The organism is Candidatus Omnitrophota bacterium, from assembly GCA_013791745.1.
Taxonomy (GTDB): Bacteria; CG03; CG03; order CG03; family CG03; genus CG03.
Genome location: VMTH01000125.1, coordinates 18,661 through 30,907, shown reverse-complemented (window position 1 = coordinate 30,907; position 12,247 = coordinate 18,661). Strand labels below are relative to the sequence as shown.

11 protein-coding genes and 2 tRNA genes are annotated in these 12,247 nt (G+C 49.4%); all 13 read left to right on the top strand.

The features are described 5' to 3' along the window. The first annotated feature begins 201 nt into the window (after positions 1-201). Entirely contained in the window at positions 202-1,332 is a 1,131-nt protein-coding gene (locus FP827_05905; protein MBA3052601.1) for a hypothetical protein, read from the top strand. Next, positions 1,329-1,778 carry a DUF386 domain-containing protein gene (locus FP827_05900; GenBank protein MBA3052600.1) on the top strand — a complete coding sequence of 150 codons (450 nt, stop codon included), beginning with the start codon at positions 1,329-1,331 and terminating at the stop codon, positions 1,776-1,778. The genes FP827_05905 and FP827_05900 overlap by 4 nt, the downstream gene beginning before the upstream one ends. 131 nt (positions 1,779-1,909) lie before the next feature. Further along, positions 1,910-1,982 (top strand) — tRNA-Cys (locus FP827_05895). A gap of 51 nt (positions 1,983-2,033) precedes the next feature. Continuing rightward, positions 2,034-2,107 (top strand) — tRNA-Val (locus FP827_05890). Positions 2,108-2,147: 40 nt separating this feature from the next. Beyond that, positions 2,148-3,857: a threonine--tRNA ligase gene (gene thrS, locus FP827_05885; protein MBA3052599.1), complete on the top strand. Its 1,710-nt coding sequence runs from the start codon at positions 2,148-2,150 to the stop codon at positions 3,855-3,857. Between the two features lie 65 nt (positions 3,858-3,922). Beyond that, positions 3,923-4,870, top strand: coding sequence for a phosphotransacetylase (locus FP827_05880; GenBank protein MBA3052598.1), 948 nt, complete (start codon positions 3,923-3,925; stop codon positions 4,868-4,870). Between the two features lie 20 nt (positions 4,871-4,890). After that, positions 4,891-6,621, top strand: coding sequence for a type IV-A pilus assembly ATPase PilB (gene pilB / locus FP827_05875; GenBank protein ID MBA3052597.1), 1,731 nt, complete (start codon positions 4,891-4,893; stop codon positions 6,619-6,621). Positions 6,622-6,658: 37 nt separating this feature from the next. Further along, complete coding sequence (locus FP827_05870; GenBank protein MBA3052596.1) at positions 6,659-7,723, top strand: PilT/PilU family type 4a pilus ATPase; 1,065 nt, start codon at positions 6,659-6,661, stop codon at positions 7,721-7,723. Position 7,724: 1 nt separating this feature from the next. After that, positions 7,725-8,945 (top strand): type II secretion system F family protein, encoded by a 1,221-nt coding sequence (locus tag FP827_05865; GenBank protein MBA3052595.1) that lies wholly within the window; start codon positions 7,725-7,727, stop codon positions 8,943-8,945. A 42-nt stretch (positions 8,946-8,987) separates the two neighbouring features. Further along, a complete protein-coding gene (locus FP827_05860; protein MBA3052594.1) occupies positions 8,988-10,007 on the top strand; it encodes a UDP-N-acetylglucosamine--N-acetylmuramyl-(pentapeptide) pyrophosphoryl-undecaprenol N-acetylglucosamine transferase in 1,020 nt (339 codons plus the stop codon). Positions 10,008-10,021: 14 nt separating this feature from the next. Further along, positions 10,022-10,420 (top strand): YjbQ family protein, encoded by a 399-nt coding sequence (locus FP827_05855; protein MBA3052593.1) that lies wholly within the window; start codon positions 10,022-10,024, stop codon positions 10,418-10,420. Position 10,421: 1 nt separating this feature from the next. Continuing rightward, a complete protein-coding gene (locus tag FP827_05850) occupies positions 10,422-11,453 on the top strand; it encodes an aspartate-semialdehyde dehydrogenase (GenBank protein MBA3052592.1) in 1,032 nt (343 codons plus the stop codon). 45 nt (positions 11,454-11,498) lie between these two features. Then, complete coding sequence (gene truA / locus FP827_05845; GenBank protein ID MBA3052591.1) at positions 11,499-12,224, top strand: tRNA pseudouridine(38-40) synthase TruA; 726 nt, start codon at positions 11,499-11,501, stop codon at positions 12,222-12,224. The last annotated feature ends 23 nt before the right edge of the window (positions 12,225-12,247 follow it).

Below are 12,247 nucleotides of genomic sequence, written 5' to 3'. Positions count from 1 at the left end.
TTTAGAGCGATATAGGAAAATTTAGGAGAAAAAATCGTGAAGAAATTACGCTTGTCTGAGTCCGCCTCCGGCGGACGAGTTGCGGAATTTTAGATTTGTTATCCGTTAAAAATTTTCCGTCTAGCGAAAAAGCGCTTTTCGGGGGGACTCTTATATGAGGGTTATTGAATAGGGGAGCCTTGTTATGGTATTATGTGAAGCATGAAACGATTTGATTTTCTGAAAACGCTCAAAGAGCGGATTGTCGTCCTTGACGGCGCTATGGGAACGATGCTCCATGCCGCGAATTTGAAAGCCGTCGATTACGGCGGAGCGGACTTCGGCATGCTGGGGGACCTGCTCAACATTTCCCGCCCGGAAGAGATAAAGAAAGTGCATCGCGCCTATCTTGAGGCCGGGGCGAATGCCGTTGAGACAAACACGTTCGGATCGTCAGCGCTCAGATTGAAGGAATACGATTTTTCTAAAATAAATAAATCCGCCTTCGGGGAATTCTTTGATAAACGGACCGCCAAAGTGTTAGACGACTACTCAATATCATACCTCCTCAGTAAAAAAGGCGCTGAAATAGCCGGAGAAAGCCTGGAAGAATATTCCAAGGAGGAAGGCGGGGCGCTTGCGAAAAATTCGGCGCGGTACCACCCCCCTAAAATAAAACCTTTCCGCAAAACCAGCCATACCGGTATCAATGACCTGAAAATCAACTTCAAAAATTTAAAAAACTTGAATTGGAAAATGGCTAAAGAGGACGAAACCGTATTCAAGAAACTGGCGGCTAAATGGATCCGCAGATCGAAAGAAAATAATTGGATAGCCCCCCCCCGCGGTATATCCGCGGTCTTTCCCTGTAACGCCAAAGGAAATAAACTTTTTATTTACAGCATAGACGAACCTGATAAAAAAATAGCGGAATTATCCTTTCCGTCCTCAGTAGAAAATTCATGGTTTCTGAGTGTCGGCTCAAAACAAAAAGACATCTGCGGTTTTCAGATAAGCACAGCGGGAATTGAGGCGGAAAAAGCCGCCTCGGCTTTTATGGGAAGCGGCGATACGGAATCCATGCTGTATATCAAGGGCCTCGCAGACAGGGTTGCCGAGGATTATGCCGCGATGCTCCACGAAGAGCTCAACAATATTGCGGGAATCGACGATAAAAGCAGCCGAAGGGTGAGCCCAGGTTATCCCGCGATACCCGATATGGAGAACAATAAGGTTATCTATGATCTCCTTGACGGGGCGAACGTAGGTATAACGATAAACGACGCCGGTTTATTCAAGCCCGAAAGCACCACCGCGGCGGTCATCTGTTTTAGCCCGGACTCAAAAAGATGATAATAGATAAAATCGCAAACCACGGCTTATATACAGGTCTCGGCGGCAGGATAGCGCTCGCGCTTGCTTATATAAAGGAGACGGATTTCTCGGCCGCAGCGCCTGGTAAATATAAGATAGATGGTGATGTTATTTTTGCGATTGTCCAGGAATACAGCACAAAGGATAGATCTGAATGCAAATTAGAAGGGCATTTTAAATATACAGATATCCAGTATATTGTTTCCGGCGCCGAACTTATGGGCGTGGCAACTTTGACAAGTCAAAAACCTGTCTATAAAAACCCCGATGAGGATTATGCTTTATTTGAAAGCGATCCCGCTTTCTTTAGAATTGACCCGGGTATGTTCGCGATCTTTTTCCCGGATGACCTTCACATGCCATGTGTTCAGTTAGAGCGGAGCGCCCGTGTAAAGAAAGTTGTGGTCAAGGTGCGTCTTCGGTAATACTCCGGCCGTTTTCGAAGGCAGGCCGAGCACAGGCTCTGTGCAGAAAAAGTATTTTCTATCATTTGAAAATATCCTCGTCGCCTAAATTGACAAGGGGGCGTTTTATTTGATAAATTTACCTCTTGTGCGGCGCGGTACCCAAGTGGCTAAGGGAGAAGTCTGCAAAACTTCCATCCGTCGGTTCGAATCCGACCCGTGCCTTAAAATTGCAGAAGTCTACATTTTTTGAAATTCGCCGTTATCGCGGCGCGCGGGCGGTTAGCTCAGTTGGTTAGAGTACCACGTTGACATCGTGGGGGTCACTGGTTCGAATCCAGTACCGCCCAAATTTTTGGCAGGCGGCTCCGTTGCCGCCCGGAAAAAATAATGAACGAAAATAAATATTCTCTTGAAACGCTGAGGCACTCGGCCGCTCATATCATGGCTTATGCCGTGCAGAGGCTGTACAAAAATGTTAAATTCGCGATCGGCCCGTCCATAGAAAACGGTTTTTACTATGATTTTGATCTTGACACAGCCATAAAGCCGGATGATTTCAAAAAGATTTCCGGCGAGATGCAGAAAATCATCAAAGAAAAACTGCCGTTCAGGCGTTACAGCCTGAAAAAAGCTGAAGCTCTCAAATTCTTTTCGGAAAAAGGCCAGATATACAAAAGCGAACTCATAAACGAGATCAAAGATGAGGAAGTGTCGCTGTACGAACTGGGCGATTTCACGGATCTGTGCCGCGGGCCCCATATCGAGAACTCGGGAGAGCTCAGGAATTTTCATCTACTCGATATCGCCGGAGCATACTGGAGAGGTTCGGAGAAAAATAAAATGCTACAGCGTGTCTACGGGACAGCTTTTTTTACAAAAGACGATCTGATGAAATATGTGAAATTCCGCGAAGAGGCTAAAAAGCGAGACCACAGAGTGATAGGGAAACACCTTTTCAGCATACACCCCGAATCGGGACCGGGACTTATACACTGGCATCCCGACGGCGCTCAGCTCCTTGAGATAATAGAGGGATTCTGGAAAAAAGAGCATCTGCGCAACGGCTATCAGCTGGTGCGTACTCCGCATGTGGCCAGTGAGGAGCTCTACCGTATTTCAGGACACCTGCAGAACTACTCCGATATGATGTATTCGAGCATGGACATAGAGGGCAAGCCTTACAGGGTGCGGCCCATGAACTGCCCCGGCCACATAAAAATATATTCGAGCACACTCCATTCATACAGGGATCTTCCGGTGAGATTGGCGGAGCTGGGGACGGTTTACAGATTTGAAAAAAGCGGCGTGCTCCACGGCCTGCTGAGGGTGAGGGGTTTTACCATAGATGACGCTCACATCATAGTGGCGGAAGATCAGGTCATGAAGGAAATAGAGAATGTTTTTGAGTTTGCCCTGAAATTTCTTTCTTCGTTCGGCTTTGAAGAATTCAAGGTCTATATATCAACTAGGCCAGAGAAAAAATATGTGGGTGAGCTGAAAGACTGGGCGCTGGCGGAAGAATCTCTCAAAAAAGCCGTTGAGTCCAAAAACATAGAATATGAGATAGACGAAGGCGGCGGAGCGTTTTACGGCCCCAAGATAGATATTAAGATAAAAGACGCGCTCGGCAGGCTCTGGCAGTGTTCCACCATACAGTTTGATTTCAATCTGCCGGACAGATTCTCTATGTTTTACATAGACGAAAAGGGCGAGAAGCAGACGCCTTTTATGATACACCGCGCGATTTTCGGTTCAATTGAAAGATTTGTGGGAATGCTCACCGAGCAGTATGCCGCGAATTTCCCCCTGTGGCTCGCGCCGCAGCAGCTCAGGATAGTGACAATAAGTGAAAAAAACATAGCCGCCGCGGAGGTGATGCTTGAGAAATTGGTTGATGCGGGAATCCGCGTTTCTCTTGACAGCAGGAATCTGAGCCTGAATAAAAAAATCAGGAATGCTATCATGGAGCATGTGCCCTATATAGGAATAGTAGGCGACAAGGAAGCGGCCAGCGGAGAGATGGCGCTCAGAGACAGGAAGGCCGATGTCGGCTCCTTCAGCAGTGAAGAGTTGATTAAGAAGATTCATAATGTCTAATGTCAAGACCTGACCCTCCTATTAACTTGACAAATTGCAAGTATGAAGCTATACTATAATTGGAAATGTTAGATATATTAGAAAAACTAAAATCGGAAGCGAAAAAAGCGTCCAGGCGCATTATTTTCCCGGAGGGGGATGATGAGCGTGTGGTTCAAGCCGCGCGTATTCTGTTGAGGGAAAAGCTTCTTGTGCCGGTACTGGTGCGCGCGGATGGTCTTCCGGGTATAGAGTGCGTCAGGCCTGAAGGCGACAGCGGAATTGACGTGCTAACAGATTCTTTTTATTCGGCCAATGAAAAAAAATATGAATCCCGCGCTCAGGCCGCGGAAGTGCTTAATTCCCCGCTCTTTTATGCGGCGATGAAACTTAAAACAGGCGCTGTGGACGGTTTTGTCGGAGGAGCATCAAGTTCTACTGCCGATACCGTGCGGGCGCTGCTGAGATGCGTGGGGCTGAAAACCGGGGCTAAAATCCTTTCAAGTTTTTTTCTTATGATCCTGAAAGACCGTAATTTTCTTTTCGCCGACTGCGCTATAATACCCGCGCCGACGTCAGAGCAGCTTGCTGATATAGCTCTCCGGACGGCTCGATCATATAAAACTTTTGTAGGCCCCGACGCGAAAGTCGCCCTCCTGTCGTTTTCTACGCTGGGTTCGGCTAAGGCCCTTTCTCCCGGTAAGGTCCGCCGTGCCTGGGAAATCCTGAAGAGCGAAAAAAGAGATTTTGAGTTCATCGGCGAAATCCAGGCCGACGCGGCGCTTGTGCCGGAGATAGCCGTTAAAAAAACCGGAGGCGAATGGAAAGGCGGGGCGAATGTCCTGATATTCCCGGATTTGAACAGCGGCAACATAGGCTATAAACTTGTAGAGCGGCTCGCCGGCGCCAGCGCCATAGGCCCTATTCTGCAGGGCCTTGCAAAACCGGGCAATGATCTTTCGCGCGGTTGCTCGAAATTTGATATAATGAATGTAGCGCTTTTGACAGCGGCGCAATGCGGAGAAAATAACTAATGGCTAAAGAAGAACAGAAACTGGGTAAGAAAAGGCTCGGCGATCTTCTGGTTGATGTGGGCATCATAAGCGCTGAACAGCTTCAGACGGTGCTGCAGGAACAGAAAGAACGCGGCGGGAAACTCGGCCAGATACTTATGGCCATGGGTTTTATAACGGAAGACGTGCTCCTGGCCTTCCTCGGAAAGCAGTGCAATGTTTCATATGTGAGCCTTAACGAATATGGAGATATTCCCGAAAGCGTTATACAGACGGTGCCTGAAACCATCGTCCGCCATCAGAAACTGATTCCTATCGCTCTTGAGGGAGGAGAGCTGACTATCGCCATGAGCGATCCCGCCAATGTTTTCGCTGTTGATGATCTGAAGATGATGACCGGCAGAAACATAAAAGTTGTGATAGCCAGCGAAGCTGAAATAAAAAACGCCATAGACAAATACTACGGAGCCAAGGGTTCCATGGCGGATATTCTGAAAGAAATGGACGCTCCCGAGGGTTCCGAAGATGATGTTGAACTGGTAAAAGAACAGGACACCGGTTCCGATATAATAGCGCTGGAAGCCCAGGGAGAAGACGCTCCCGTGATCAAGATAGTCAACTTGATCCTGGGCGGCGCCGTGACAGCAGGCGCCAGTGATATTCACATAGAACCGTTTGAAACATCGCTGCGGGTGCGATACCGAATTGACGGCGTTTTACACGAGGTGACAGCGCCGCCGAAAAAACTTCAGAATGCTCTGGCTAGCCGTCTCAAGATCATGGCGAAGCTGGATATCGCCGAGCACCGCCTTCCCCAGGACGGAAGGATCAAGATAAAAGTGCAGAACAAGGGTATAGATCTGCGTGTATCGGTTCTGCCGACAGCCTTCGGCGAGAAAATCGTGATGCGTCTTCTGGATCCCGAATCGCTGAAGCTCGATCTCACCCTTCTGGGTTTTGATGAGCAGTCGCTCAAAATATACCATAAAAACATAGATGTTCCCTACGGCATTGTCCTTGTGACAGGCCCTACCGGCTCCGGAAAATCTACGACACTTTATTCCACTCTCACCACCTTAAACAAGCCGGATGTGAACATAATGACGATAGAAGACCCTGTCGAATATGTTCTTGAGGGAATCAATCAGGTGCAGGCCAACGCCGACATAGGTCTGACTTTCGCGGAAGGGCTTAAATCCTTTCTCCGTCAGGATCCCGATATCATAATGGTCGGTGAAATCCGCGACGCCGAAACGGCCGAGATCGCCATAAACGCCGCGCTGACGGGTCACCTTGTTTTTTCCACGCTGCACACGAATGACGCCCCTGGTTCCATGACGCGGCTCAATAACATGGGCATTGAGCCCTTTCTGACGACATCAACGATAGTCATGGTGATAGCCCAGAGGCTCGTGCGGTTAATTTGTCCACGATGCAAGGAGCAGTTTGAGGTGGAATACGACAAAATAAAACATCTGGGCATCACTCCGGAAATGGTGGATGGGAAATCAAAAGTTATGCTTTCCCGCGGCACCGGCTGTGATCTTTGTTCCAACACGGGTTACAAAGGCAGAAACGCCTGCTATGAAGTTATGGAAATCAATGATAAAATAAGAGATCTGGTGCTCGAGCGCGCTCCGACTCATCTTCTTAAACAGATGGCCAGAGAGAACGGCATGAAGACATTGAGAGAGGCGGCGGTTTGGAAATTGCTTAACGGTGTGACGACGCTTGAAGAAGTGATGCGCGTGACTTTCACCGATACGGACTAAACGCCGCGCCTTGACCGGCGGTTAAAAGGAGATATTGATGGTAGGCATTGATCAGCTTTTAAAAGAAATGATGGATAAGAAGGCGTCAGATCTTCATATCATAGACGGTTGTCCGCCCGCGATACGGCTTGACGGCGAAGTGGTGCAGATGGACTATGAGCCGCTTTCTCCCGAAGACACCCAGGTGCTCGTTTACAGTTTACTGACGGAAAAACAGAAAGCCAAATTTGAATCGGAGAGCGAGCTCGATCTCGGTTTCGGAATCAAGGGCCTGGGAAGAATAAGAATGAATGTGTACCGTCAGCGCGGGGCCGTTTGCGCGGCCATGAGGGCCATCCCCTATGATTTTATGACTTTTGAGGAGCTGGGCCTCCCGCCTCTCATTCATCAGATCGTCAAAATGCGCACCGGGCTTGTCCTTGTGACGGGCCCTACGGGTTCGGGCAAATCAACGACGCTCGCCTCGATCATAAACTATCTGAATGAAAACAGGAGTTCTCATATTGTTACGATAGAGGACCCCATCGAATATGTCCATTCGCACAAAAAATGTCTTGTTTCTCAAAGGGAAGTCGGCGCCGACACCGAAACTTTCTCCGCTTCGCTGAAACATGTGATGCGTCAGGATCCCGATATTATTCTTATCGGTGAGATGCGCGACCTTGAAACGATTGAGGCGGCGCTGACCGTGGCCGAAACCGGACATCTTGCTTTCGCGACTCTCCACACGCCGGATGCCGTGCAGTCCATAAACAGAATAATTGACGTGTTTCCTCCTCATCAGCAGCCGCAGATAAGGAGTCAGCTTTCTTTTGTGCTCCAGGCCGTGTTCTGCCAGGAGCTGCTGAAAAAACAGGGAGGCGGCCGCGCGATGGTTTGCGAGGCCCTGCTTGTAACGCCGGCTATCAGAAATATGATACGCGAGGAAAAAGCGGAGCAGGCCGCCTCCGCCATGCAGTCGGGCGGAAGATTCGGCATGCAGACCAAAAACACGGCTCTTTATGACGCCTATAAAAAAAGATATATCACAAAAGAACAGGTGTATGCTTCATCCAACGATGTTGAGGAGATAAAAAGGCTTATGGGCAGAGGGGTGTTATAATATGGTTTTTGCTTATAAAGTACGCACGGCAAAAGGCGGAACGCTCGAAGGCACACTTGAGGCAAATGATCAAAGGGGCGCGGTGGAGCGGCTGCGCGCGCAGCAGTACATTGTTCTTGAGATAAAACAACAACAGTCCAACGCTTTTATCGAGCTGCTCAATTCGGTCAATCCCTTCAAACCCAAAGCGACGCCGAAAGACGTGGTGATATTTTCCCGACAGCTCTCGGTTATGATCAACGCCGGGATTCCCATTGTTCAGGCGATGTCTATCATAGGGGATCAGATAGAAAATCCTTATTTTAAAAATGTGATAATCACCATACGCGAAGACATAGAGGGCGGCACCTCCATAGCAGACGCGCTGGAAAAATATCCCGATTGTTTTGATACGCTCTATGTCAATATGGCCCGCGCCGGTGAGCTCGGAGGCATACTGGATGTAATTCTTGACAGGCTGTCGACATATCTTGAGGCCGCGGAAAATCTGAAAGGCAAGGTGAAAGGCGCGCTGTCATATCCGACAGTCGTTATTTTTATATGTCTGGGCGTCACGATCTTCCTTATGGTTTTTGTCGTCCCGACCTTTAAAGAAGTTTTTTCATCTTTCGGCAGCGAACTGCCCGTTCCGACTCAGATCGTTGTGGATATAAGCGATTTTTTCATACAGAATATTCTGGCTATCATGGCCGGCATAGCCATTGTTGTTGTCGGCGTTAAGAAATTCGCGGCAAGCGAGGTGGGGAGAAAATTCCTTGAACCCCGCATGCTCAAAATGCCGGTTATAGGGCCGCTCCTTATAAAAACCGCCACAGCCAAATTCACCCGCACCTTCGGAACGCTCGTTAAAAGCGGCGTGCCGATACTTTCGGCCATGGAGACCGTGGCCAAAACCGCCGGCAACTGGGCCGTCGAGGAAGCCGTGATGACGGCCCGCGAGGCCATACGCGAGGGTGAGAAAATCGCCGAACCCCTTGCCCGGTCCGGCGTTTTCCCGTCAATGGTGAACCAGATGGTAAAAGTCGGCGAGGAAACCGGCAATCTTGACGTCATGCTCACAAAGATCGCCGACTTTTATGACACGGAAGTAGATGAGGCCGTTAAAGCCATGACCTCGCTTATTGAACCGCTGGTGATTGTTTTTCTCGGCGTCGTCGTCGGCGCTCTGGTGGTAGCCATGTACCTGCCTATATTCAATATGGGCTCTATGGTCGGCGGCTGATAAACTTTGTTCCACCACGCTTCGCAGGGCCGCCAGGCGGATTTGGATTTTAATGTAAACAAAAAAATACTTGTGTTTACCGGCGCTTCCGGCGGTCACATAATGCCCGCGCTGGCCTTGCGCAGATATTTTCCGCGCTCTCCGATCATTGCCGTCAGGACCGGCACGACCGAGGCGCTTTTGAAAGATACGGCGAATGTGGTTTTCATACGGCCGCTCGCTCTCGGAAAAATAACTTTTGACGCCCTGAAAGATCTTTTCCGCGCGATCGTCTTTGCGTTGAAATTCAAAAGCGAACGGATTCTGTGCTTCGGGTCATATCTTAACGCTGTCGGCGTCTTCTGCGCGAAGATCGGCGGAGCCGAACTTTATTTTTTTGAACCCAATGCCGTGCCCGGGAAAGGCACGGCGCTCCTCAGGCATTTTGCCGATAAGATCTTTTATATTTTCCCGCCGGAGGTGAAATACCAAAACGGTGTTTTCTGTAAATTCCCCGTCTCGGCTGTCAAATACGGCCGTGAGGAAGCGCGTTCGCGCCTGGGGCTTTCCTCTGATCAGCCGCTTGTTTTGATTTTCGGCGGCAGTCAGGGCAGCGGTTTTATCAATGATCTTGTCGCGGGACTGCTTTCAAAACTCAGATTCGTCCAGATAATCCATATAACGGGAGAGGCGGATTTTGTCCGCGTGAACGCCGCTTATGACGCTCATAAAGGTAAGCATCTTATTCTGCCGGCCTGTCATTATATGAGTTTGCTTTACAGCGCCGCCGATGCCGCTGTATCAAGGGCCGGCGCAGGGACCCTTGCGGAACTGGCTTTCTATAAAATACCCTCTTTGCTGATACCTTATCCCCTGGCGGGAGCCCATCAGGAAAAAAACGCGGAATTTTTTTCCTCGCCGCCCGCGGCGCTTATAATCAGCCAGCGTGACGCTGAAGACGGCGTGGTCTTGAAGGCGATTGAGGAGCTTGTTTCAGGAAATTTCTGGAAATTAAAAGAGAATCTTGCTAAAATCAGCCTTTCTGATGACGGCGCCGACCTTGCGAAAAAATTATCGGCGTAGAGCGGGGATTTTATATGGTCAAAAGCATAGAAGTAAAAACACATGATCAAACGGAGATGATAGATATCACGGAGGCCGTGGCAACCGCGGTAAGATCATCCGCCGTCAAGGAAGGAACGGCTTTTGTTTTTGTGCCGCACACGACGGCAGGGGTGACGATCAACGAAAACGCGGACCCCGATGTGAAAAGGGATATCCTGTCGGAGATGAATAAGGTGATACCTTTTGACGATGATTACAGGCACATGGAAGGGAATTCAGCCGCGCATATAAAGTCATCGCTTTTCGGGCCGGGCCTGACCGTTATTATAAGCGGCGGAAAACTTCTTTTGGGAACATGGCAGAGCATATATTTTTGCGAGTTTGACGGTCCGAGAAACAGAAGATTTTATGTGAAGATTCAGGGGGATTAAAATGAGAAATTATAAAGTCGCGGTCGCCGGGTCCACCGGCGCGGTGGGCAGAGAGATGCTGAAGATGCTGGAAAGGCTTGATTTCCCGGTGGGTGAAATCCGTCTTCTGGCTTCGGCGCGGTCAGCGGGAAAGAAGCTCACTTTCAAAGGCAGAGAGATAACGGTTGAGGAGCTTTCACCGGAGTGGATCGCGAACAACGACCTTGATATGGTCATTATGTCTGCCGGCGGTTCCATTTCGGAGAAATACGCGCCCCTCTTCAGGGACAAAAAAATCTATGTTATAGACAACTCCTCCGCATGGCGCATGGATAAAGATGTGCCCTTAGTTGTGCCCGAAATCAATTCCGCGGCTCTGTCAAAAGACAAATACATCATAGCGAATCCCAACTGCTCCACCATCCAGATGGTGCACGCTCTCGCCCCGCTGCACAGAAAAGCAGTGATCAAAAGGATAATCGCCGTCACTTTTCAGGCTGTCTCCGGAGCCGGACGGAAAGCCGTCAGCGAACTGGAAAAAGAGAGCCGGCAGATCGTTGAAAGCGGCTTCGCCGAAAAAAAACTTTCCAATAAAGATTTTGCGCCTTTTCCCTGCCAGATCGCTTTTAACTGCATACCGCAGATAGATGTTTTTATGGAAAACGCTTTCACAAAAGAAGAAATGAAAATGGTGAACGAAACAAAAAAAATACTCGACCCGCGCATAGAGCTTTCCGTCACCTGCGTGAGGGTGCCGGTTTTCAGGGGCCATTCCGAGGCGGTTAACATAGAGTTTTCAAATGATATCAGCGCGGACGAGGCGAGAAAGCTTCTGGAAAAAGAACCGGGGATTAAAGTTATTGACGACACGGCTTCCCTTAAATATCCGACGGCCATAGACGCCGACGGGGAGCTGGAGACTTTTGTCGGGAGGATACGGAAAGACGAATCCCGCCCGAACAGTTTATGGATGTGGATCGTCTCGGATAATCTTCTCAAAGGCGCCGCTCTCAATGCCGTGCAGATAGCTCAGAAACTCATTGAAATCATCTGATGTGCCAATGGCTCACGCCGCCGGCCTCCCCCCCGTATTTTTTCTATGAAGCGCTATAAACTTTCGCTTTCTTACGACGGGAGCAGATTTCACGGGAGTCAGATACAGAATGATAGAGTGACGGTCGCGGGGAATCTCGCCGCGGCTTTGAAAAAAGTTCTCGGATCTTCGCCTCGCGTGCTGTTCGCGTCCAGAACCGATAGAGGCGTTCATGCCAGGGAAAATGTCTGTTCTTTCGAGGCGTCTTTGAAGATGCCCGTATCCGCTCTTGTGGGCGCTCTGAATTCACGGCTCGGCGGATATGTGAAGATCAATCATATAAGCCGGGCCGATGATTCTTTTAATCCGCGTCACGGATGCCTGTCAAAAACATACAGATATTATGTGAGCTGTAAGGAAAATTTCCCCTATATGCGGGATTATGTTTTTTCCGTTCCTCAAAGACTTGACCGTAAAAAAATGGAGAAGGCAGCGTCGCTGTTAACGGGAAAAAAGGATTTCCGCCGGCTGTCGTCATGCTCAGATAGAGAAAACACGATATGCCATATCCTCGATTGCAGGGTGTCAAAGGGCCGTCCCGACTTCTTTATTGAGATAGAGGGCTCTCATTTCCTCTATAAAATGGTCCGAACGGCGGCCTCTTTTATCATAGCCTGCGGTAAAGGAGAAATAGAGCCGGATGATCTCGGCGCCATTCTGGAAGGTTGCCGCAAGCGCGTAGCCCCTGCTCCGGCCGAAGGCCTTTATCTATGGCGCGTGAAATATCTTTAACAGGCGCGGCGGCTTGCGGTCTT

Bases quoted from the DNA above. Each gene is read 5' to 3' on its own strand.
- FP827_05905 (MBA3052601.1), top strand. From the start codon at position 202: ATGAAACGATTTGATTTTCTGAAAACGCTCAAAGAGCGGATTGTCGTC.
- FP827_05900 (MBA3052600.1), top strand. From the start codon at position 1,329: ATGATAATAGATAAAATCGCAAACCACGGCTTATATACAGGTCTCGGC.
- thrS (MBA3052599.1), top strand. From the start codon at position 2,148: ATGAACGAAAATAAATATTCTCTTGAAACGCTGAGGCACTCGGCCGCT.
- FP827_05880 (MBA3052598.1), top strand. From the start codon at position 3,923: ATGTTAGATATATTAGAAAAACTAAAATCGGAAGCGAAAAAAGCGTCC.
- FP827_05870 (MBA3052596.1), top strand. From the start codon at position 6,659: ATGGTAGGCATTGATCAGCTTTTAAAAGAAATGATGGATAAGAAGGCG.
- FP827_05865 (MBA3052595.1), top strand. From the start codon at position 7,725: ATGGTTTTTGCTTATAAAGTACGCACGGCAAAAGGCGGAACGCTCGAA.
- FP827_05855 (MBA3052593.1), top strand. From the start codon at position 10,022: ATGGTCAAAAGCATAGAAGTAAAAACACATGATCAAACGGAGATGATA.
- FP827_05850 (MBA3052592.1), top strand. From the start codon at position 10,422: ATGAGAAATTATAAAGTCGCGGTCGCCGGGTCCACCGGCGCGGTGGGC.
- truA (MBA3052591.1), top strand. From the start codon at position 11,499: ATGAAGCGCTATAAACTTTCGCTTTCTTACGACGGGAGCAGATTTCAC.